The sequence below is a fragment of the Streptomyces sp. NPDC059718 genome (assembly GCF_042733315.1).
GTDB lineage: Bacteria > Actinomycetota > Actinomycetes > Streptomycetales > Streptomycetaceae > Actinacidiphila.
The window spans coordinates 151,561-173,296 of sequence record NZ_JBHWGA010000004.1 but is presented as its reverse complement, the minus strand read 5'-3'; the positions used below and the strand labels follow the sequence as shown (position 1 = coordinate 173,296).

Below are 21,736 nucleotides of genomic sequence, written 5' to 3'. Positions count from 1 at the left end.
GCCCCGGATCCGCGGCCCCGGCCCCGGCCCCGGGTCCGTGCCCCGGCGGCTACGCCCCCGGTCGTACGGCGCCCCGGAGATGTCCCCGAGAGCGACGACTCGCCGCGCCGTCGGCGCCGCCCCCCACGTACCGTCGAAGCCATGACGGAACGCACGCAGCGGGAGGCGGCCGGGGTACGACCGGCGACGCCCGGCGGACTCACCGCTGCCCAGGTGGCGGAGCGGATCGCGCGGGGCGAGGTCAACGACGTCCCGGTGCGTTCCTCGCGTTCCTTGGCCGAGATCGTCAGCGCGAACGTGTTCACCCGCTTCAACGCGATCATCGGCGTGCTGTTCCTGATCATCCTGGTGGTCGGCCCGATCCAGGACGGTCTCTTCGGCTTCGTCATCATCGCGAACACCGGCATCGGCATCTTCCAGGAGTGGCGCGCCAAGAAGACCCTGGACGGACTCGCCGTGATCGGCGAGGCGAAACCCACCGTGCGCCGCGACGGGGTCGCCACCCAGGTCTCCACCTCCGGGATCGTCCTCGGCGACCTCATCGAACTCGGGCCGGGGGACAAGGTGGTGGTCGACGGCGAGGTGGCCGAGGCCGACAGCCTGGAAGTCGACGAGTCGCTGCTCACCGGCGAGGCCGACCCCGTCGTCAAGCGCCCCGGCGACCCCGTGATGTCCGGCAGCTTCGTCGTCGCCGGCGGCGGGTCCTTCACCGCGACCAAGGTCGGCCGGGAGGCCTACGCGGCGCAACTCGCCGAGGAGGCGAGCCGCTTCACCCTCGTCCACTCCGAACTGCGCAGCGGCATCAGCCAGATCCTCAAGTACGTCACGTGGATGATGGTCCCCACGGCGATCGGCCTGATCGTCAGCCAGCTCGTCCTGGAGGGCGACGACTGGCGCGAGGCGGTCCGCCGCATGGTGGGCGGCATCGTCCCGATGGTGCCCGAGGGGCTGGTCCTGCTCACCTCGGTGGCCTTCGCGATCGGCGTGATCCGGCTGGGCCGCAAGCAGTGCCTCGTCCAGGAGCTGCCCGCGATCGAGGGGCTGGCCCGGGTGGACGTGGTGTGCCTGGACAAGACCGGCACCCTCACCGAGGGCGGGATGGACGTCGCGGAGCTGCGGATGCTGGACGGTGTCCCCGAGGCGTACATCCGGCAGGTGCTCGGCGCGGTCGGTTCCGCCGACCCGCGCCCCAACCCCACCCTGGCCGCCGTCGCCGCGGCCTTCCCCGCCCCGGACGGCGGCTGGCACGTCACCGACGCGCTGCCCTTCTCCTCCGCCCGCAAGTACAGCGGCGCGGCCTTCACCGAGCCCGGCGGGGAGCGCAGCGCCTGGCTGCTCGGCGCCCCCGACGTACTGCTCCCCGCGGGCGACCGGGCGCTCGGCGCGATCGACGGCCTCAACGCCCAGGGCCTGCGGGTGCTGCTGCTCGCCCGGACGGGGAAGGAACTGGGCGACCCGGCGGTGGGAGCCTCGGCCACCCCGGCGGCGCTGGTCGTCCTGGAGCAGCGGCTGCGCCCCGACGCCGCCGACACCCTGCGCTACTTCGCCGAGCAGGACGTGCACGCCAAGGTCATCTCCGGCGACAACGCGGTCTCCGTCGGCGCCGTCGCCGGGAAGCTGGGGCTGGCGGGGGCCGAGCGGACGGTCGACGCCCGCAGACTGCCGGCCGAGCGCACGCAGATGGCGGCCGAGCTCGACCGGGGCACGGTCTTCGGCCGGGTCACCCCGCAGCAGAAGCGGGAGATGGTGGGCGCACTCCAGTCCGGCGGCCACAACGTGGCGATGACCGGGGACGGCGTCAACGACGTCCTCGCCCTCAAGGACGCCGACATCGGCGTCGCCATGGGCTCCGGCTCCGAGGCGACCCGGGCGGTCGCGCAGATCGTGCTGCTCGACAACAGCTTCTCGGCGCTCCCGTCGGTCGTGGCCGAGGGCCGCCGGGTCATCGGCAACATCACCCGCGTCGCGACGCTCTTCCTGACCAAGACCGTCTACTCGGTGCTGCTCGCCCTGCTGGTGATCATCTGGCACGCCCCCTACCCGTTCCTCCCCCGGCACCTGACGCTGCTGTCCACGCTGACCATCGGCGTCCCCGCCTTCTTCCTCGCCCTGGCCCCCAACAAGGAGCGGGCCAAGCCGCTCTTCGTGCGCCGGGTCATGCGCTACTCCCTGCCCGCCGGGGTGATCGCGGGCGTCGCCACCTTCGTGACGTACATGCTCGCCCGCCACCACTACCGCGGCGCCGGCGCGCTGGAGGCGGAGACCAGCGCCGCGACGCTGACCCTCTTCCTGGTCGGGATGTGGGTGCTGGCGCTCGTCGCGCGTCCCTACACCTGGTGGCGGATCGCCCTGGTCCTCACCATGGGCGCGGGTTTCCTGGTCGTCCTCGTCACCCCGTGGCTGCAGGAGTTCTTCGCGCTCCGGCTGGTCGGCACGCAGGGCCCCTGGACGGCCGTCGCCGTGGCGGTGGCGGCCTCGGCGCTGCTGGAGCTGGTCTGGCGCCGCGTGCGCCGCCTGGACGACGACGCCCCGCCGGAACAACACCGGGCGCCGGGCCCCCGCTGAGGGGGGCCCGGCGCCCGGTGGGTGGTGCGGGTGGGGTTACTTCACGTCGACGAAGTCGGCCGTGGAGACGGACGCGCCGCTGAGCGAGGTGGTGACGAAGTTGTAGCGCCAGTAGCCGTCCACGGACGCCTTGACGGTGGTCTTCAGGGCACCGGTGCTGCTGGACTTGACGGTCTTGACCGTCGTGTACGCGGTGGTGCCCTTCTTGCGGAACTGCAGCTGCACGGACTGGCCCGTGTAGCCAGCGTACTTGTGGGTCTCCCAGTTGGCCCGGGTGAGCTTGCCGGTGACGGTGATGGTCTTGCCCTTCTTCACCGGCTCCGGCGTGGCGTTGACCGTCACCACGGTGTTGCGCTTGATCTTCGCGGTGCCGGCGATCTCCTTCTCGACGTAGTCGCCGTCCTTGCCCCCGACCACGGCGTACACCTTCCAGGAGCCGGCGAGCGCGTTCTTGTACAGGTCCGCCTTGGGGTCGATGGTGATGCTGACCTTGCAGGTGGAGGTGGTGGCGTTGACCACGGTGCAGGCGGCGGAGTCCGTGGCCGGGAAGAGGCCGCCGTCGATGCCGTCGTCGGTGAACGACGCGCCGTGCCAGAGGAACGCGGCGCCGCCGTCGATGCCCGCCGGGTCGGTGGCGGTCACCACGACGGAGACCGTCTTCTTGCCGCCCGTCCCGAGGACGATGTCCTTGCCGCCGTTCACGACGACCTTGGTGATCTTGGTGTCACCCACGGAGTCGGCTGCTCCCGCCTTGGCGGCGAAGGTCGACAGGGCGGTGACCGCCGGCTTGTCGGAGGCCTGCGCGGCCGGGACTGCCAGCGAAGCGAGGGCCAGGGCGCCGGAAACGGCGGCCACGGTGGCGCGAATGCGCATGCTTGAGAATCCCCCAGATGAAGAGGACGCCCGTCGAACTCCCCCGGACGTGGCGTCTCGAATGGTGAGAGGGAGAGCGTACGCGCGAACAGTCATCCAGCGGAAACGCTTTCGACATATCCCCCTGTGTGACGACGGACACTCGGTCCGTCGCCGCTCAGTCGAACCAGCGGTCGCGGGCCAGCTCCTCCGTGCGGGTCGGGTCCTCCAGCAGCGCGGCCACCTCGAAGCGGCGCTGCCAGGCGCCGGCCGCCCACGACAGGCCGGCGGCGACGCCCTCCAGCGTGGCGGCGTGCAGCGTGCCGTCGACCCACCGCCAGTCGAGCTCGACGGTGCTGCCGTCGGCCGCCCTGACCAGCAGTTCCTCATGCTCGACGTACGACAGGGGCGCGCCCGGGAGCAGCTCGCGGACCGCGTCCGCGACGTCGTGCGGCTCGCCCTCGGAGACGACCGGGGCGTCGAGGGCCTCGCTGAGCCGGCGCACCTGGAACAGCTCGGCCAGCGCCGCCGCACGGACCGGCGGCACCGGGAGCAGGGGCAGTCCTGCGGTGAGCGGGAGCAGGTCGGGCGCGTCCGCGACGAGGGCGTCCCCGGCGTCGACCACGCGCGGCTCGTGGCCGTCGACGACGGCCCGCAGCTCGTCGGGGAGGGTGACCTGCTCGGGTTCGAGGGTGCCCAGTTCGGAGTAGAGCCGGTGCAGCTGGGCCGGGGTGACCGTGGAGTCCGGGTCGGCGAGCCGGGCGAGCAGCTCGGCGGCGCCGCCCGGCTCGTCCAGCAGGGCCGTGACGGACGTGCGCACGCCCAGGGCGCGCAGCACCTGGTCGTCCACGGCCCCGGCCTCGGCGTCCTCGTACAGCCCGTCGAGCAGCGGGTCGCCGCCGGCCGCGCGCAGGCCGACCGGGCGGCGGCCGTCGAGGACCGGGTGGTCGCGCAGCCACCAGGCGGTGTAGGGCCGCACGGACTCCGTGGTGCCGTCCGGCAGCAGGACCCGCACCGGCTGGGTGACCGCGTCGCGCAGCGGCGGCACGGAGAGCATGGCCAGCGCCTGCGGCCAGGCGTCGTCGGCGACGAGGTCGAGGTCGCGCACGGCGACGATCTCGGTGGCGACCGGCGGCACGTCGGTGTCCGGCAGCTGGTCGAGGACGTCCTCGCACCACACGTCGACCGCGTCGAGCAGCCCGGCGTCGTCCGGCTCGGCCCAGTCGCTCTCGCGCGGCTCCAGCTCGTCCGGGTCGAGCACCACGTCGGTGGCCCGGACCAGGGCGAAGGTGGCGAGCACGCCGACCGCGGTCAGCGGCTGCTCGCCCCAGCGGGCGGCCAGGTCCTCGTCGACGGAGCCGAGCTCCCCCTCCCGGATGACCTGCTCGAAGGCGCTGCCCGGCAGCACCAGTTCACCGGCGGGGGCGAGCTCGCCCTCGTCGTCGGTGAGGGCGAGGGCGGCCAGCCACGGCTCGTCGCCGGGGGCGAGGTTCGCGGCCCGGACCAGGCCCAGCACGACCTCGGCCAGTTCCTCCGCGTCCAGCGCGGGCGCGTCCTCGTCCCAGGCCTCGTCGGCGTCCAGGGACGCGGCCACCGCCGCCCGCACCTGCGGGGTGGTGAGGACGGCGCGCGGGGTCGCCGGGGTGGCCCCGAGCTTCTCCAGCAGCGGGTGCGCGGCCGCCGGGTCGGCGACCTTCAGGCCCAGCCGGGCCAGCTCGGAGGCGGCGGGCAGCCCGGTGCTGACCGGGGCGGACTCCTCGGCGTAGACGCTGTCCATCTCGGGGAGCGGCAGCAGCACCTGGCGGGGTCCGACGACGGTACGCCGGTCGGCCAGCGGCACGGGCAGCCCGCTCAGCCGGTCCGGGTCGGTGCCGGCCAGCGAGTCGTACAGGCGGTGCCACCAGTCCGCGGGGCGCTCCACCCCGGCGAGCCGGTCGATCGCGTCGCCCAGCGGCAGCCGTGCCACCCCGAGCACGCGCAGTTCGGGGCGGCGCTCCAGCCCGGGGGGCAGCAGCGTCGGGAAGACCTCCGCCAGCACGCGGACGGTCTCCGCGCCGGTGCCCTCGACGACCTCGGCCTCCACCGGGCGCAGCGCGGGCGGCAGTTCGTCCTCCCCGTCCGTGCCCGTGACGTCGGCGGCGCGCGGCAGGAAGGCGGTGCGCGGCAGCCGCTCCTGCACGTGGCGGCGAAGTCGGGCGTCCAGCTCGCCCTTGCCGAGCGGGCCGGGCACCAGGTCCACGATGCCCGCGGTCACCGGCCGCCAGTCCGCCAGCAGCCGTACGTAGAGCTCGGCCGCCCGCGCGACCAGGAAGTCGGTGAGGGCGCCGGGCGCGGCGTGGCGCCGGCTCGGGTCCAGCGGCAGCGAGGCGATGAGCAGCGCGGGCAGCCCCAGCGGCTCGTCCGTCGGCGTCGGGGCGTGCACGAAGGGCGCCGTCCGCGGCCGCTCGGGCGCACCGTCCTGGCCCACCGGGACGGCCCAGGTCACCGACCACACCGGGCGCAGCCGCTCCTCGACCGGGCGGTCGGTCAGCAGCGCCGCCTCCAGCGGGCCCGCGTCGCTCACCGTGCGCCAGCGGGTGGTGCCGCCGGCGCTGTCCACGACGACGGTCAGCCCGTCCTCCTGACGCCGGGCCAGGGTCCGTACGCCCTCCGGCGTCTCCACGACCACCTCGGTCAGGCCGGGCAGGGACAGCAGCAGCGCGTCGTCGATCGCGGCGAGCAGGCTCGCCGCGAGGTCCGCGGCGGCGCCGTCGCGCAGCGGCAGCACGACGCACGTGTCGTAGCCGTCCGGGGCGGTGCCCTCGGCGGGCAGCGGCAGCCGCAGCAGCGGTACGTGGCCGTCGCGGCGGCGCAGTTCGTCGGTGAGCCCCGGGGAGTGCCCACCGGTCTCCCGCGCGAGGTCGCGGGCCTCGGCCAGCGACCAGCGGACGCCGCCGCTGCGGCTGAGGATCGCGGGCTCGTCGCTGACCGCGAGCACGGCGGAGAATCCGACGCCGAAGCGGCCGACGGCCAGGTCGCCCTCCTCGCGCTTGGAGCTGGCGCGCAGCGTCGACAGGGACTCCACGCCCGCGGCGTCCAGGTGGGCCCCGGTGTTCGCGGCGGCGAGCACCCCCTCGCGCAGGGTCAGCCGCAGGCGGCCGGTCACCCCCGCACGGGTCGCCGCGTCGGCGGCGTTCTGGGCCAGCTCGACGACGAGACGGTCGCGGTAGCCGCCGAGCGCGAGGTCCTCCTCCGCGTTGGCGTCCTCCCGGAACCGGGCGGGCGACGCGGCCCACGCGTCCAGCACGGCCCGCCGCAGCCGTGCGGTCCCGAACGGATCTGCGCCCCGGTCCATCGCGGTCCCGCTCACGTCGTCTTCTCCCTCACGCGGTGTCGCATGCCCTGCCCTGTGCGAGTGACGCTACCGCGTGGGCTGTCGCCCGGTCGTCCCGCACGCGCCCGCACCCGGGGACGCCGCCCCGCGCGGGCCGGGCCGGGGCGTGGGAGGCGCGCACACCGCTCGCGAGCCTCGAATACCCGGCGGCCCAAGGTGCCCCCGCGCGATCCGGCGCCCCCGCGGTGGGGGCTCGGCCACGTTGCCGGCTCCGCCGGCGGCCGACGCCCGGGGCGGGGTCGCGCGGGCTGCCGTCCAGGCACTCCGGTCGAAGGGCGGTGGGTCACCGGTGACGGCTGCCGTTCGCGGCCGGGGAACTCGGCCACGATCGCTCCGCAGGGCGCGCCTAGGGGCCATGCGGCCTGCGCCCAGGCCCAGGCTGGGACAGGCGTGGGGGACTGCTCGTCGTCCGGGGTCGAGCCGGGCCTGGGTTGGCCCGACCGGGATGGCACCCTCACCCGCGCACAGCGGCCCCGGTGGAGAGAAATCCGACCCGAGCCAGGCCGGGCGCAGGGGCACCCCACCTGGCCCCGAGGCGCACCGTCCGCGGACGGCGGCCGTCAACTGGGGCCCGGTTCCTCAACCGGAGTGCCTGGACGGCAGCCCGCGCGACCCGGGCGCGGGCGCCGGCGCCTACGGAGCCGGCAACGTGGCCGGGTTACCCAGCCGGGACGACCGGCGCACAGCGGCCCCGGTGGAGAGCCCCCAACCGGGGTCCCGGGCGGGCGTGGGCGGAGCTCACGTGGACGCCCGAGGCGCGTCCAGCGCAACCTGGTCCCGGCGGCGGGCCGCCGGCGGAGCCGTCGACCGGGGCCGGGTTGCGCGGCCGGGATGGCGGCCTCACCGGCGCCACAGCGGCCCCGAGGCGCGCCGGCATCGAGGCGCCGCTCCGGTCCACGGGGCCACCGCCCGAGGCGGGGCGGAGCCGTCAGCTGTGGCCGAGTTCCTCGGCCGGGGTGGTGTCCTCGACGGAGCCCTGGCGGTCGGGGTGGAGGGGGAGCGGCTCGATCGCGGTCTCGTCGAGGACGGGCGGCGCGGGCCGGGGCGTCTTCGGCATGACCGCGGCCTCGGAGTGCGCGCCGCACCCGTAGGCGAGGGAGACGACGCGCCCGTCGGCCGGGGAGAACTCGTTCGCGCAGACGCCGAAGGCCTGCCGCAGGGAGCCCGCGATCGGGACGAGGAAGCCGCAGGAGACGCACTGGGCGGGGGCGGCCTGGGCCATCGGGGCCTTGGGGCCGTACTCGTCCTCCCAGCGGTCCGCGGCGACGTGCAGCCCGTAGCGGGACAGCACGCGCGGCCGGGCCATGCCGATCTCCTCCGCGACCGCGGCGATCGTGCCGACCGTGGGCGCCATCGGCAGGGTCGCCGGGGGGCCGCCGGAGACGTCCGCGTCCTCGGCCTCGACGAGCTCGGCCATCTCCTCGGAGACCGGCGAGTTCGGCGGCGGGACGTCCTCCCCGGAGAAGCCGGTCTCCAGGCGCAGGTCCTCCGCCTCGGTGGGCAGCAGGTCGCCGGGGCCGAGGTCGCCGGGGCGCAGGCGCTCGCTCCACGGCACCCATTCGGGCGCGAGGACGGCCTCGGGGCCCGGCACGAGGACCGTCTCGTCCAAGGTGATGGCCTTGGCGCGGGAGGCGCGGGTGAGCGTGACCGCCCAGCGCCAGCCGCGGTACGAGGCCTCGCGGCAGTCGAACAGGTGCGTCACGACGCGGTCGCCCTCGGCGACCGCCCCGAGGTGCTCGCCGACCGCTTTCTCGCCGAAGGCCTCGACGGCGGCTTCGAGGGCGAGGTCGACCGCCTCGGCGCACAGGCGGTCAGGGGTACGGCTTCGCATCGCAGCACTCACAAGAATCGATTCTCTCCTACGCCGTCTTACGCGTGCGCCGCCGAGGGTCGGGCGGGGCGGTGGCGGAGCGGACCGGAGGACCGCTTCAAACGCTGCCTGCCCGTACGTCCACGGGCGCACCTGATGACTCCATTCTGCGCGATCGCACGCTATCGGTGCGCGCCCCGTTCGGAAAGCCGCCCGGTAGGGCAGACTGGCGAGCGTGGCACGCACAGTGACGTCCGGCCCGGGACCGGTTCGCAGGGCGGGGAACGCCGTCGCGCGCGCCACGCAGCGTACGTCGTCCGCCGTGGTGCGGCGCGTCCGGCGTCACACGCACTCGGGCGGGGCGGGCGAGTCGGGTCTGGCGAAGCTGATCGAGCTGCACGCGGTGAACTCGGCCGGCGACATGCTGATCACCGTCGCGCTCGCCAGCACGATCTTCTTCTCCGTGCCGACCGGTGAGGCGCGCGGCCGCGTGGCGCTCTACCTGCTGGTCACGATGGCCCCGTTCGCGCTGCTGGCCCCGGTGATCGGGCCGCTGCTGGACCGCATCCCGCACGGCCGGCGCGCCGCGATGGCGATGTCGATGCTGGCCCGGGCGATCCTGGCCTGGACGATGGCCGGGGTGGTGGCGACCGCCGGACTGGAGCTGTATCCGGCCGCCTTGGGCGTGCTCGTGGCGTCGAAGGCGTACGGCGTGGTGCGCAGCGCGGTGATGCCACGGCTGCTGCCGGCCCGTACGACGCTGGTGAAGGCGAACTCCCGGGTGAGCCTGACGGGCCTGCTGGCCACCGCCGTGGCGGCCCCGATCGGCGGCCTGCTCCACCTGATCGGGCCGGGCGTGCCGCTGTACGGGGCGTTCGTCGTCTTCGTCTGCGGGACGCTGCTCTCCTTCTCCCTCCCGCACAAGGTGGACTCCGCCAAGGGGGAGTCGCGCGCCGAGCTGACCTCGGGTGAGGAGGTCGAGCACCGCCGCCTGGGCCGGCAGTGGCGGGAGAAGCGGCCGGGGCTGCGGAGCGTCGGCGGTCCGGTGCTGCACGCCCTGCAGGCCAACGCCGCGCTGCGGGCGCTGTCCGGGTTCCTGACCCTCTTCCTCGCGTTCCTGCTGCGCGAGCATCCGCTGGGCGGCCTTTCGGGGCCGGTGTCTCTGGGCCTGGTCGCCGTGGCGGCGGGCACCGGCAACGCCTTCGGCACCGCGCTGGGCTCCTGGCTGCGCGACCGCGGACCGGAGCGGATCATCATCAGCGCGCTGGCCGCCGCTCTGGCGGCGACGTGCGTGGCGGCGGCCTGGTACGGCGTGCTGACCATCGCCGTCGTCGCGGCCGCGGCGGGCATCGCGCAGGCGCTGGGCAAGCTCTCGCTGGACGCCCTGATCCAGCGCGACGTGCCGGAGGAGGTGCGCACCTCGGCGTTCGCCCGCTCGGAGACCGCCCTCCAGCTGGCGTGGGTGATCGGCGGCGCCATCGGCATCGTCCTGCCGCTCAACGGCACGCTCGGGATGGCGGTGGGGGCGGCCCTGGTGGCGCTCGGCGTCACCTTCTCGGTCCGCGGCCTGATGACGGGTGCCCGGGGACGGGCGACACGTCCGCGCACCGTGTGAGCGGGGGTGGCCCGGGGACACGAGCGGGCCCCCCGCGTAGCGGGAGCGCGACCGCCCGGTAGCCTCACCTTCATGAGCAATCGCCGCCGTGCCGCCGCCCTCGGTGCCGTGTCCCTCGGGCTGATCGCCCTCTCCGCCTGCGAGAAGCCGACCCCCCTGGCGACCGTCACCGTCGGCGACAGGACCGTGACCACCGAGGCCACCAGCAAGTGCTACCTCGACGGGAAGAAGCTTTCGGAGCAGGTCTTCCTGGCCTGCCTGCAGGGCAAGCCCGAGAAGACCATCACGGTCCGGCCCGGTGACAAGGTGCGGATCGGCGTCGACCCCGCGATCGCCGAGAAGGGCTGGGTCGTGGCCGCCGGCACCTCCGGCAAGTCGGGGCTGCTGAAGGACACCACCTACCGCTCCTTCGACGCGGAGACCCTGCTCTCCGACGCGCAGACCGGTGCCGCGGCCAGCGAGGTGACCCTCAACATCATCGAGACCGCCGGCGCCCAGGACTACCTCGGCGTCTGGCAGTTCAAGCTGAAGTCGGCGGGCTGAAACCGTCCGCTGACTCCGCCGAGGTCATGATGCCCCGCCTCCTCGTCGTCACCGCCGTCCCGGCGGAACGCGACGCGGTCGTCCGCGGACTCGGCGGCACGGCCGCCGAGCAGCCCGTACCGGGTGGCCGCGTGCTGCTGCGCACCGCCCTCGCGGACGTGCTGGCCGCGGGCGTCGGCCCCGCCGCCGCCGCGGCGGGCACGGCGGCGGCGCTCACCGCGGCGCGGTACGGGCTCGTCGTCTCGGCCGGGATCGCCGGCGGCTTCCAGCCCCTCGCACCGGTCGGCTCGGTGGTCGTCGCCGACGCGATCGTCGCCGCCGACCTGGGCGCGGAGGGCCCGGAGGGCTTCCTCCCGGTCGCCGAGCTGGGCTTCGGCACCTCCGAGCACCGCCCGCCGGGACCGCTGTCCCGCCGGGTCGCCGACATGCTCGGCGCGGCGTACGGGCCGGTCCTGACGGTGTCGACGGTGACCGGGACGGCCGGGCGGGCCGCAGAGCTGACGCGCCGTCATCCGGGGGCGCCGGCCGAGGCCATGGAGGGCTTCGGCGTCGCGGAGGCGGCCGCGGCGCACGGGCTGCCCGTCCTGGAGATCCGTACGGTGTCCAATCCGGTGGGCCCGCGCGACCGCGCGGCCTGGCGGATCGGGGAGGCGCTCGACACGCTCGCGGACGCCTTCGCCCGGCTCGGGAAGCAACCCGCCGTACTCGACGTTGGAGATCGGACATGAGCCAAGAGCGCGCACTGCGGATCGCCTACTCCCCGTGCCCCAACGACACCTTCGTCTTCCACGCCTGGGCGCACGGCCTGGTCCCGGGCGCGCCGGCGATCGACGTGACCTTCGCGGACATCGACGTCACCAACGGGATGGCCGAGCGCGGCGAGTTCGACGTCCTGAAGGTCTCGTACGCGGTGCTCCCCTACGTGCTCGACGAGTACGCGCTGCTGCCCTGCGGCGGCGCGCTGGGCCGCGGCTGCGGCCCGCTCGTCCTGACCAGGGACGAGGGCACCGGCAAGGGCGCCGACCTGAGCGGGCGCACGGTGGCGGTGCCGAGCGAGCGCTCGACGGCGTACCTGCTCTTCCGGCTGTGGGCGGCCGCCGAAGTGCCGGGCGGCGTCGGGGAGATCGTCGTCCTGCCGTTCCACGAGATCATGCCGGCGGTGCGGGACGGCCGGGTGGACGCGGGGCTCGTCATCCACGAGGCGCGCTTCACCTACCAGGACTACGGGCTGCACAAACTCGCGGACATGGGCGAGCACTGGGAGCAGACCACCACGCTGCCCATCCCGCTCGGCGCGATCATCGCCAAGCGCTCCCTGGGCGAGGAGCGTCTGCGCGAACTGGCGGCCGCGGCCCGCACCTCCGTCCACATGGCCTGGGACGAACCCGAGGCCTCACGCGGCTACGTCATGGAGCACGCGCAGGAGATGGACCCGAAGGTGGCGGACCAGCACATCGGGCTGTACGTGAACGAGTTCACCTCGGCGCTCGGCGAGGAGGGCTACGCGGCGGTCCGCGGGCTGCTCACCCGGGCCGCGGCCGAGGGACTGGTGCCGCCCCTCGGTCCGCACGCGCTCGAGTCGTGAGCCCGCGCCCGGGCGGGGTGTCAGACGTCCAACTGGTCGGCGACGACGCGCAGGACGGACGCGATCTTGTGGCCGTGGGCCTTGTCCGGGTAACGGCCGCGCTGCAGCGAGCGGGCGACGTCCTCCAGCAGCGTGGTGAGGTCCTGGACGATGGGCAGCAGTTCGTCGGGCTTGCGTCGCTGCGCGGCCGCCACGGACGGCGCCGGCTCCAGCAGGGTCACCGACAGCGCCTGGTCACCGCGCTGTCCGGCGACCACCCCGAACTCGACTCGTTGCCCCGGCTTCAGCGTGGCCACGCCGTCCGGCAGGACGGAGGAGTGCACGAAGACGTCGCCGCCGTCGTCGCGGGAGAGGAAGCCGAAGCCCTTCTCGCTGTTGAACCACTTGACCTTGCCGGTAGGCACGTCCGACCTCGTCCTCGCTGTAGACGGAAAAAAGCTCTTGGATAGCAAGACAGCGGGCCTCTTGGCAGACCCGCTGCCCATAAGGCTAATGGCCCAGGGGCGTGTGACAAGACTCCGTGGTCTTCCTGCCCCGGCCACCGTCCGGCCGGTGCGCTGCGACTTCCCCGGGCGATCTACCCTGGTCCGGTGACCACCGAAACCCGGAAACCCGGCGATCTCCTCGTGCGCGCCGGCGCCGCCGTCTTCGTCGTCGGCGCGCTCGGCACTCTGGCCACCGTGGCCCCGCTCTTCCTGGGATCCGACCCGCTGCCGACCGCCGCCTACCTGGTGTCGATGCTCATGGGCGTCGGCTTCGCGCTGGCCCTGGCCGGGCTGCTGCGCTCCGCGCGGGCGCAGAGCCATCAGGCGACGGCGTCGGGGTCCGGGGCGTAGGAGGCGAACCAGGCGGGGAACTCCGTCAGATCGGCCAGTACGACGTCCGCCCCCGCGGCGCGCAGTTCGTCCGCCGTGACCGGGCCCGTCGCCACCGCCACGGACAGCGCGCCGGCCGTGCGGGCCCCGACGACGTCCCCCACGTGGTCCCCGACGTAGACCGCCGCCCCGTACTCGGTCAGCGCCTCGGCCTTCGCCTCGGCCCACAGCCAGCCGCGCACCTCGTCGACCTCCAGGCCCAGGTGCGTGAGGTGCAGCTTGGCGTTCGGCTCGTGCTTCGCGGTGACCACGACGGCCCGCCCGCCCGCCGCGTGCACGGCGGCGACGGCCTCGCGCGCCCCGGGCATGGCCGGGGTCGGGGCGACGGCGAACTCGGGGTACAGCGCCCGGTAGCGGTCGGCGACCGAGGGGATGTCCTCCGCGGGGAACCAGTGCGCCAGCTCCCAGTCGAGCGGCGGTCCGAGGCGGGTGACGGCGAGCGCGGCGTCGATGAAGACGCCGGTCTCCTCGGCGAGGCGCTCGTACGTGGCCTTGATGCCGGGCCGTGAGTCGATCAGGGTCATGTCGAGGTCGAAACCGACCGTTATCGGGGACGTCGGCTGGGAAGCGGGCATGGCAGCCGCTCTAACGAGGCCGCCGGCCGGCCCTGCTCCCCCGCCAGAGCAGGAAGGCGGCGGAGGCGACGGCCGCGATCCGCACGACCGTGGGCAGCGCGTCGGCGATGGCGGAGTCCAGGCCGCCCTCGGGGATCGGCTCGCCCCACCGTCCGGCGAAGCGGCCCCAGATCCAGATCAGCGCGGCCGCGGCGGTCAGCCCCGGCAGGCCCAGCGCCGCGAACCGGGACGCGCGGCGGGACAGCCGGCGCGAGCCGTACGCCACGGCCCACCCGGCGAGGAGGGCGATCCAGGAGCCGAGGACGGCGCCGGTCAGCAGCAGCAGCGCAGCGACGGACTCCAGGAGACCGGCCCGCCACCGCCGCCGCCCGCGGCGCTCGGCCGGGGCGGCGTCCGGCTCGGCCGCGGCCTCCGGGTCCTCCTTGACGGCGTCCGGGGCGGCCTCCGGCTCCTCCTCGGGGGTCAGCGGGATGAGCAGGCCACCGGTCATGCCGGGCAGCCCGGCCAGTTCGTCGCCGGGCAGGAACGTCCGCGAGGGCGAGGGCGACGGCGACTGGGTCCGCTGGTCGGGCAGCCGCCACCACTGCGGCTCCGCCGGTGCGGGGTCCACCGGGGTGCGGGGCGCGGGCACCGCGGCGGCGGCCTCCCCCTGCACCACCGCGTCCGGGGCGCCCAGCCGGCCCAGGATCCGCCGCACCACGGCGGGGTTGTCGCTGCCGTGCCGCTCCCGGTCGATGTCCTTGCGCAGGCGTGCCACGAGGTCCCGCCGCCGGTCGGCCGGGAGGGCAGTCTGTGCCAGGTCCCCCACCTTGCTGAGGTAGTCCAGTACCAGCCGGTCGCTCTCCTCCGCACCCATGCCCCGACGCTACCGCCCCCGGGCCGTGCCAAGGGGTTGTGGGAAGTCGTTCCGCAAGGCGGAACGGGTTGGCACACCCCCACCACCGGCGTGCACACGCCGACGACACCCCAGGTACCGCACAGGTGCGGCGCCGTCGTGGGGTTTGTGCCCACCCTCCCCCAGCTCCGCTGGGGGCGCCCCCACGCCTGGCGGCGGACCGCCTGCCCACAAACCCGGGCACCGGGCACGCTTGGGGAAAGCCGTGGCGACGCCCACCGTGGGTTGGGGGCGGGCAGGGCTAATGTGGGGGAGATGAGCACTGACGGCCCCGCGGCGGCGCCGCGCACGCTCGCGGAGGATCTGCGCGCCCGCGGCGACGACGCGCTGTCCGCACTGCTCCGGGCGCGCCCGGACCTGCTGAACCCGGTCCCGAACGACCTCTCGCAACTGGCGACCCGCGCGGGCACCCGTGCCTCCGTCGTCCGCGCCCTCGAACGCCTGGACCGGTTCACGCTGCAGACCGCCGAGGCCCTGGCCGTCGCTCCGGACGGCGCCGGACACGACGCGCTCGCCGCGCTGATGGGCCCGGAGTCGGCGGAGGCGCTGCCCGGCGCGGTGGCGACGCTGCGGGCGCAGGCACTGCTGTGGGGCGAGGACGACCGGCTGCGCCTGGTGCGCACCGCGCGCGACATCCTGGCCCCGGCCGCGGGGACCCCGTCCCCGACCGGCCTCGGGCCGACCGTGGCCGAGGCGACCTCCGGTATGTCGCCGACGCGGTTGCAGCAGATCCTCACGGTGGCCGGGCTGCCGCCCACGCACGACCCGGTGAGCGCGGTGGGGGCGTTGACCTCGCTGTTCGCCGACCGCGCGCGGATGGCGGCACTGCTCGACGGCGCGCCCCCGGAGGCCGCGGCGGTGCTGCGCAGGCTGGCGTGGGGCCCGCCGTACGGGGAGGTGGCGGACGTGTCGGTGCCGCCGTCCCCGGTGGCCTGGCTGCTGGAGCGCGGGCTGCTGCTGCCGGCCGGGGCGCGCAACGTCGTGCTCCCCCGCGAGGTGGCCCTGCATCTGCGCGACGGCAGGGCGCACCGCGCCCCGGAGCCGGTCGCGCCGGCCGTGGAACCGAAGCAGCACGATCCACAGGCTGTGGACGGGAACGCCGCGGGCCAGGCCTTCACAGCGGTCCGTACGGTCGAGGAGCTGCTGAAGCAGTGGGAGACCGGCGGTCCGTCGGTGCTGCGTGCGGGCGGGCTGAGCGTGCGGGACCTGAAGCGGGTGGCCACGGCGCTGGACGTGCCGGATCCGCTGGCCGCGTTCTGGGTGGAGGTGGCGTACGCCGCGGGCCTGGTCGCCGCGGACGGGGAGCTGGACGAGGCGTACGCGCCGACCCCCGCGGCCGACGGGTGGCTGACGCTGCCCGCCCAGGACCGCTGGGCGGCCCTGGTCACGGCGTGGCTGGCCGCCACCCGCGTACCGGGTGTCGTCGGCACGCGGGACGTGAAGGGCCGCGCGCTGGCGGCGCTCGGCCCCGACCTGGACCGTTCGCTCGCCCCTGAGGTGCGCCGCCGGACGCTGGAGCTGCTGGCCGCGCTCCCCGAGGGCGCCTCGGCGGACCAGGACGCGCTGCTGGCCCGGCTGCGCTGGGAGCGCCCGCTGCGGGGCGGCGCCGCGATGGACCCGCTCCGCGCCGACCTGGTGCGCTGGACGGTGACGGAGGCGGAAATGCTGGGGGTCACCGGCCGTGGCGCGCTGGCGGCGCACGGCCGCGCGCTGCTGCGGCGTTCCGGGGACGCGGCGGCCGTACTGCTCGGGCCGCTGCTGCCGGAGCCGCTGGACCACGTGCTGCTCCAGGCCGATCTGACGGCGGTCGCGCCGGGCCCTCTGCAGCCGCACCTCGCCGAGACCCTGCACGTCCTGGCGGACGTGGAGTCCAAGGGCGGCGCGACCGTCTTCCGCTTCACCCAGGAGTCGGTGCGCCGGGCGCTGGACGCCGGCCGCACCGCCGCCGACCTGCACGCCTTCCTCTCCGCGCACTCGCGCACGCCCGTGCCGCAGCCGCTGAGCTACCTCGTGGACGACGTCGCCCGCCGGCACGGCCGGTTGCGCGTGGGCGCGGCTTCGGCGTACGTGCGCTGCGACGACGACGCGCTGCTCAGCGAGCTGCTGGCCGACCGCCGGGCGGCCGGCCTCGGGCTGCGCCGCCTCGCGCCGACGGTGCTCGCGGCGCAGAGCGATCCGGCGACGCTGCTGGAGCGGCTGCGCGCGCTGGGCCACGCGCCGGCGGCCGAGTCCGCCGAGGGCGATGTGCTGATCACCCGCGCGGACGCCCGGCGCACCCCGCCGCGCAGCGCGCCGGTACCCGTGGTGGACGGGCCGCCGACCCCGGACGGGACACTGCTCGGAGCGGCCGTCAAGGCGATCCGGGCCGGTGACCGGGCCTCGACCGCGGTCCGCAGGGAGCCCGCGGAGCGCCCGGGCGGCCACGGCGACGGCCGGCTGCCGCGCACGGCGGCGGCCGAGACGCTGGCGACGATGCAGGCGGCGGTGCTGACCGGCGAGTCGGTGTGGATCGGCTACGTCAACGCGGAGGGCGCGGCGAGCCAGCGCGTGATCGGCCCGATGCGGGTGGAGGGCGGATTCGTCACCGCGTACGACCACACCGCCGACGAGGTCCGCACCTTCGCGCTGCACCGGATAACCGGTGTCGCCGAACTCGCCGACGACCTGGCGTGACCCTGTCGCTGGGCGGGCACGGGGCGCCGGCCGGGGCGGGGCGCGGTATCGATCCGGAGGACCGGGACGTTTCCCCTCGGGGATGGGGGACCATGGATAGTTCAGCCCGGCCCCCTTCCCGGTCCCGGCCCGCCCATTCGCGGAGGTTTGCGTGTCCTGCCTGATCGTCCAGAGCGACAAGACCCTGCTGCTGGAGGTCGACCACGAGCTCGCCGACGAGTGCCGGCGTGCCATCGCCCCCTTCGCCGAACTGGAGCGGGCGCCCGAGCACATCCACACCTACCGGATCACCCCGCTGGGGCTGTGGAACGCCCGCGCCGCCGGGCACGACGCGGAGCAGGTCGTGGACGCGCTCGTGCAGTACTCCCGCTACCCGGTGCCGCACGCGCTGCTGGTGGACGTCGCCGAGACGATGGCCCGCTACGGCCGGCTGACGCTGAGCAAGCACCCGGCGCACGGCCTGGTGCTGACCTCCACGGACCGTCCGGTGCTGGAGGAGATCCTCCGCTCGAAGAAGATCACGCCGCTGGTGGGCGCCCGGCTCGACCCCGACACGGTGGTCGTCCACCCCTCCGAGCGCGGCCAGATCAAGCAGGTGCTGCTCAAGCTGGGCTGGCCGGCGGAGGACCTGGCCGGTTACGTGGACGGCGAGGCGCACCCGATCGAGCTGGACCAGGACGGCTGGAAGCTCCGCCCCTACCAGGAGCAGGCGGTGGAGGGCTTCTGGCACGGCGGCTCGGGCGTGGTCGTGCTGCCCTGCGGCGCCGGCAAGACGCTGGTGGGCGCGGGCGCGATGGCGCAGGCGAAGGCGACGACGCTGATCCTGGTGACGAACACGGTCTCGGCCCGGCAGTGGAAGCACGAGCTGGTGAAGCGGACCTCGCTGACCGAGGACGAGATCGGCGAGTACAGCGGCACCCGCAAGGAGATCCGTCCGGTCACCATCGCCACGTACCAGGTGCTGACGACCAAGCGGAAGGGCGTCTACGCGCACCTGGAGCTCTTCGACTCCCGTGACTGGGGCCTGATCGTCTACGACGAGGTGCACCTGCTCCCGGCGCCGGTCTTCAAGTTCACCGCGGACCTCCAGGCCCGCCGCCGGCTCGGCCTGACGGCGACGCTGGTACGCGAGGACGGCCGTGAGTCGGACGTCTTCTCGCTGATCGGTCCCAAGCGCTTCGACGCGCCGTGGAAGGAGATCGAGGCGCAGGGCTACATCGCGCCCGCCGACTGCGTGGAGGTGCGGGTCAACCTGACCGACTCCGAGCGGCTGGCGTACGCGACCGCCGAGCCGGAGGAGAAGTACCGCTACTGCGCGACGACCGCGACCAAGCGCAAGGTCGCCGAGGCGCTGGTCGCCAAGCACCGCGGGCAGCAGACGCTGGTGATCGGCCAGTACATCGACCAGCTCGACGAGCTGGGCGAGCACCTCGGGGCGCCGGTGATCAAGGGCGAGACGACGAACGCGCAGCGCGAGAAGCTCTTCGACGCCTTCCGGCAGGGGGAGATCTCGGTGCTCGTGGTCTCCAAGGTGGCCAACTTCTCGATCGACCTGCCGGAGGCGACGGTCGCCATCCAGGTCTCGGGCACCTTCGGTTCCCGTCAGGAGGAGGCGCAGCGCCTCGGCCGGGTGCTGCGGCCGAAGGCGGACGGTCACGAGGCCCGCTTCTACTCCGTGGTCGCCCGCGACACCATCGACCAGGACTTCGCCGCCCACCGCCAGCGGTTCCTGGCCGAGCAGGGGTACGCGTACCGCATCGTCGACGCGGACGAGCTGCTCTGACCCGTCGGCGGGGCCGCGCCGGGAGGCCCGCCGCGTCAGTCGCGCGCGGCGGAGCCGTCCTGGCCCAGCACCACGACGCGGACGGCCGTGGCGACGTAGACCCGGACCGCCCGCAGGGCGTCCCCGACGGGGTGGACCGGATGCCGGTGCCCGGGGTCCTCGGCGATGGCGGTGCTGCCGCGGACGCGGGAGACCACTGGTCGTGCCATGCCCCCAATGTACGCATACGTGACGCTTTGGGCAGAGGTTCCGGCTACGGGTGGGTGGGAAAACGGTTAGCACCTGCCGTCGCCGAGGCGTAGGATCCTGCGTCTTGCCGCCCGCCCCCTTGAGGGACGGCGCCACCGGCCGGACGGAAACCGGTCGGCCCGAGTCGTGATCCGTATCAGGACAGCGCCCCGCCCCGCGCCCCCGTGCGCGCCGGTCAGGGGCCGGCTGAGCCATGCCCTACGTGCCGCCGGAGGCAACCCGTGCCAGGGGAACAGTCCCTCACCACCGACAATCCGCTCGACCGCGAACGCTCCCACCTCGCCTCGTCCCGTTCCGCCCTGCGCGCGATGCGCGCCGACGTCGAGGCCCTCGACATCCGGGACGTGACCGCCAACTGGGTGAACGCGGAAGTGCTGCAGTCGGAGATCACCGCCCGCATCAAGGCGCTCGCGGACCTCGCCCACACCCCGCTGTTCTTCGGCCGTCTCGACTACGCGGACGGCGCCGAAGCCGGTCACCGCTTCTACATCGGCCGCCGCCACGTGCACGACGCGGACGGCGACCCCATGGTCGTCGACTGGCGCGCGCCGGTCTCCCAGCCCTTCTACCGGGCCTCCCGCACCGACCCGCAGGACGTGGCGCTGCGTCGCCGCTTCGGCTACACCGGCGGGGAGCTGACCGCGTACGAGGACGAGCACCTCACCGACCCGGACGAGGCGCAGACCTCCAGCAAGCTGCTCCAGCAGGAGATCGAGCGGCCGCGCGTCGGCCCGATGCGCGACATCGTCGCCACCATCCAGCCCGAGCAGGACGAGATCGTCCGCGCCGGGGTCGGCGGCACGGTCTGCGTCCAGGGGGCGCCCGGCACCGGGAAGACCGCCGTCGGCCTGCACCGGGTCGCGTACCTGCTCTACGCGCACCGCGAACGGCTGGCCCGCACCGGCACCCTCGTCATCGGCCCCAACGCGTCCTTCCTGCACTACATCGAGCAGGTGCTGCCCGCCCTGGGCGAGCTGAGCGTCAAGCAGGCCACCGTCGACGACCTGGTCGCCCACGTCCCGGTCAAGGGCACCGACTCGGCGGCCGCCGCCGACGTCAAGGGCGACGCGCGCATGGCCGAGGTGCTGCGGCGCGCGGTCCGCTCCGGCATCCGGATGCCCACCGAGCCGGTGGTCGTGGTGCGCGGCTCGCGCCGCTGGCGCGTCCCGGCGTACGAACTGGAGGAGCTGGTCCGCGAGCTGATGGCGCGTGACATCCGCTACGGCGCCGCCCGCGAGGCGCTGCCGCAGCGGATCGCGCACGCCGTGCTGGTCCGGATGGAGGCGGCCGGGGAGGCCCCCGACGACCGGGTGCAGGACGCGGTCGCGCGCAACGCGGCGGTCAAGGCGGCCGTGAAGGAGGCGTGGCCGCCGGTGGACCCGGCGAAGACGGTGCTGCGGCTGCTGTCCGACCCGGAGTTCCTGGCCGCGTGCGCGGAGGGCGTGCTGACCGAGGAGGAGCAGAAGGAGATCCTCTGGGAGAAGCCCGCCCGCTCGGCCGCCTCCGCCAAGTGGTCGGCCGCCGACGCCGTGCTGGTCGACGAGGCCCACGACCTGGTGCACCGCACGGCCTCGCTCGGCCACGTCGTGCTGGACGAGGCCCAGGACCTCTCCCCCATGCAGTACCGGGCGGTGGGCCGCCGCTGCTCCACCGGTTCCGCGACCGTGCTGGGCGACCTCGCCCAGGGCACCACCCCGTGGGCGACGGGGACCTGGGAGGAGGCGCTGGAGCACCTCGGCAAGCCGGGGTCGCGGGTCGAGGAGCTGACCCAGGGCTTCCGCGTCCCGCTGGAGGTCATCGCCTACGCTTCCCGGCTGCTGCCCGAGATCGCACCCGGCCTGAAGGAGGCGACCTCCGTCCGGGAGAACCCGGGCGCCTTCTCGGTGACCGAGGTCCCGGCGGGCGGGCTGACCCCGGCCGTGCTCGCCGCCTGCCGGCAGGCCCTGGACCGCGAGGGGTCCATCGGCCTGATCGCCGCCGACGCGCGCGTGCCCGCACTGGCCGAGGCGTTGGCGGCGGCCGGCCTGCCGTACCTGTCACCCGGTGCGGAGACCACGCCCGAAGCCCGCCTCACGCTCGTCCCCGCCTCCCTGGCCAAGGGCCTGGAGTACGACTACGTCGTGCTGGACGAACCCGCCGCGGTCGTCGACGGCGAGCCCGACGAGCGCACCGGCCTGCGCCGCCTGTACGTCTCGCTGACCCGCGCCGTCTCCGGCCTCGCGGTCCTCCACGCGGCGCCCCTGCCGGAAGCGCTCCGCGCGGCCTGACCCCATGCCCGCTCGCGGCCGTCGGCGACGGCCGCGAGCGAGGAACCGCACAGCCACCGGAGCGGCCAGGACCGGG

At 74.9% G+C, this 21,736-nt stretch carries 16 protein-coding genes; 9 read left to right on the top strand and 7 right to left on the bottom strand.

Annotated elements, in window-relative coordinates; genetic code table 11:
• Positions 1-141: 141 nt before the first annotated feature.
• Positions 142-2,565 (top strand): HAD-IC family P-type ATPase, encoded by a 2,424-nt coding sequence (locus ACFV3E_RS07355; protein WP_500533823.1) that lies wholly within the window; start codon positions 142-144, stop codon positions 2,563-2,565.
• Positions 2,566-2,601: 36 nt separating this feature from the next.
• Here ACFV3E_RS07355 and ACFV3E_RS07350 read toward each other — a convergent pair whose 3' ends face one another.
• The 3 genes from ACFV3E_RS07350 to ACFV3E_RS07340 form a co-directional block, all read right to left on the bottom strand.
• Positions 2,602-3,438, bottom strand: a complete 837-nt coding sequence (locus ACFV3E_RS07350; protein WP_500533822.1) for a calcium-binding protein — start codon at positions 3,436-3,438, stop codon at positions 2,602-2,604.
• A gap of 157 nt (positions 3,439-3,595) precedes the next feature.
• Positions 3,596-6,751: a sacsin N-terminal ATP-binding-like domain-containing protein gene (locus ACFV3E_RS07345; RefSeq protein WP_500533929.1), complete on the bottom strand. Its 3,156-nt coding sequence runs from the start codon at positions 6,749-6,751 to the stop codon at positions 3,596-3,598.
• A gap of 967 nt (positions 6,752-7,718) precedes the next feature.
• On the bottom strand, positions 7,719-8,621 hold the full coding sequence (locus ACFV3E_RS07340; RefSeq protein WP_500368627.1) for a DUF3027 domain-containing protein: 903 nt from the start codon (positions 8,619-8,621) through the stop codon (positions 7,719-7,721).
• 214 nt (positions 8,622-8,835) lie between these two features.
• Here ACFV3E_RS07340 and ACFV3E_RS07335 point away from each other — a divergent pair, with 214 nt between their 5' ends.
• The 4 genes from ACFV3E_RS07335 to ACFV3E_RS07320 all read left to right on the top strand — a co-directional run bounded on the left by ACFV3E_RS07335 (position 8,836) and on the right by ACFV3E_RS07320 (position 12,343).
• Positions 8,836-10,215: an MFS transporter gene (locus tag ACFV3E_RS07335; protein ID WP_500533821.1), complete on the top strand. Its 1,380-nt coding sequence runs from the start codon at positions 8,836-8,838 to the stop codon at positions 10,213-10,215.
• 72 nt (positions 10,216-10,287) lie between these two features.
• Positions 10,288-10,758 carry a hypothetical protein gene (locus tag ACFV3E_RS07330; RefSeq protein ID WP_499512475.1) on the top strand — a complete coding sequence of 157 codons (471 nt, stop codon included), beginning with the start codon at positions 10,288-10,290 and terminating at the stop codon, positions 10,756-10,758.
• A gap of 26 nt (positions 10,759-10,784) precedes the next feature.
• Positions 10,785-11,486 (top strand): futalosine hydrolase, encoded by a 702-nt coding sequence (locus tag ACFV3E_RS07325; RefSeq protein WP_500533820.1) that lies wholly within the window; start codon positions 10,785-10,787, stop codon positions 11,484-11,486.
• Positions 11,483-12,343 carry a 1,4-dihydroxy-6-naphtoate synthase gene (locus ACFV3E_RS07320; RefSeq protein ID WP_500330360.1) on the top strand — a complete coding sequence of 287 codons (861 nt, stop codon included), beginning with the start codon at positions 11,483-11,485 and terminating at the stop codon, positions 12,341-12,343. The genes ACFV3E_RS07325 and ACFV3E_RS07320 overlap by 4 nt, the downstream gene beginning before the upstream one ends.
• A 20-nt stretch (positions 12,344-12,363) precedes the next feature.
• On the opposite strand, the gene ACFV3E_RS07315 is transcribed toward ACFV3E_RS07320, so the two are convergent.
• Positions 12,364-12,747 carry a cold-shock protein gene (locus tag ACFV3E_RS07315; protein ID WP_319161765.1) on the bottom strand — a complete coding sequence of 128 codons (384 nt, stop codon included), beginning with the start codon at positions 12,745-12,747 and terminating at the stop codon, positions 12,364-12,366.
• 186 nt (positions 12,748-12,933) lie between these two features.
• On the opposite strand from ACFV3E_RS07315, the gene ACFV3E_RS07310 reads away from it, so the two are divergent.
• Complete coding sequence (locus tag ACFV3E_RS07310; RefSeq protein ID WP_500533819.1) at positions 12,934-13,179, top strand: hypothetical protein; 246 nt, start codon at positions 12,934-12,936, stop codon at positions 13,177-13,179.
• Here the strand turns inward: ACFV3E_RS07310 and ACFV3E_RS07305 are convergent.
• Together ACFV3E_RS07305 and ACFV3E_RS07300 are read right to left on the bottom strand one after the other, a co-directional pair.
• Positions 13,149-13,793 carry an HAD family hydrolase gene (locus ACFV3E_RS07305; protein WP_500533818.1) on the bottom strand — a complete coding sequence of 215 codons (645 nt, stop codon included), beginning with the start codon at positions 13,791-13,793 and terminating at the stop codon, positions 13,149-13,151. The genes ACFV3E_RS07310 and ACFV3E_RS07305 overlap by 31 nt on opposite strands.
• A gap of 10 nt (positions 13,794-13,803) precedes the next feature.
• A complete protein-coding gene (locus ACFV3E_RS07300; protein WP_500533817.1) occupies positions 13,804-14,649 on the bottom strand; it encodes an HAAS signaling domain-containing protein in 846 nt (281 codons plus the stop codon).
• Positions 14,650-14,943: 294 nt separating this feature from the next.
• On the opposite strand from ACFV3E_RS07300, the gene ACFV3E_RS07295 reads away from it, so the two are divergent.
• Both ACFV3E_RS07295 and ACFV3E_RS07290 read left to right on the top strand, forming a co-directional pair.
• The gene (locus ACFV3E_RS07295) at positions 14,944-17,361 is read left to right on the top strand and encodes a helicase-associated domain-containing protein (protein ID WP_500533816.1); all 2,418 of its coding nucleotides are present in this window, start codon (positions 14,944-14,946) and stop codon (positions 17,359-17,361) included.
• Positions 17,362-17,512: 151 nt separating this feature from the next.
• Positions 17,513-19,144 carry a DNA repair helicase XPB gene (locus tag ACFV3E_RS07290; RefSeq protein WP_499512482.1) on the top strand — a complete coding sequence of 544 codons (1,632 nt, stop codon included), beginning with the start codon at positions 17,513-17,515 and terminating at the stop codon, positions 19,142-19,144.
• 35 nt (positions 19,145-19,179) lie between these two features.
• Here the strand turns inward: ACFV3E_RS07290 and ACFV3E_RS07285 are convergent, their stop codons facing one another.
• Positions 19,180-19,353: a hypothetical protein gene (locus ACFV3E_RS07285; RefSeq protein WP_500368614.1), complete on the bottom strand. Its 174-nt coding sequence runs from the start codon at positions 19,351-19,353 to the stop codon at positions 19,180-19,182.
• Between the two features lie 261 nt (positions 19,354-19,614).
• Between ACFV3E_RS07285 and ACFV3E_RS07280 the strand changes: the two genes are divergently transcribed.
• Positions 19,615-21,660, top strand: coding sequence for a HelD family protein (locus tag ACFV3E_RS07280; RefSeq protein ID WP_500533815.1), 2,046 nt, complete (start codon positions 19,615-19,617; stop codon positions 21,658-21,660).
• Positions 21,661-21,736: the final 76 nt, after the last annotated feature.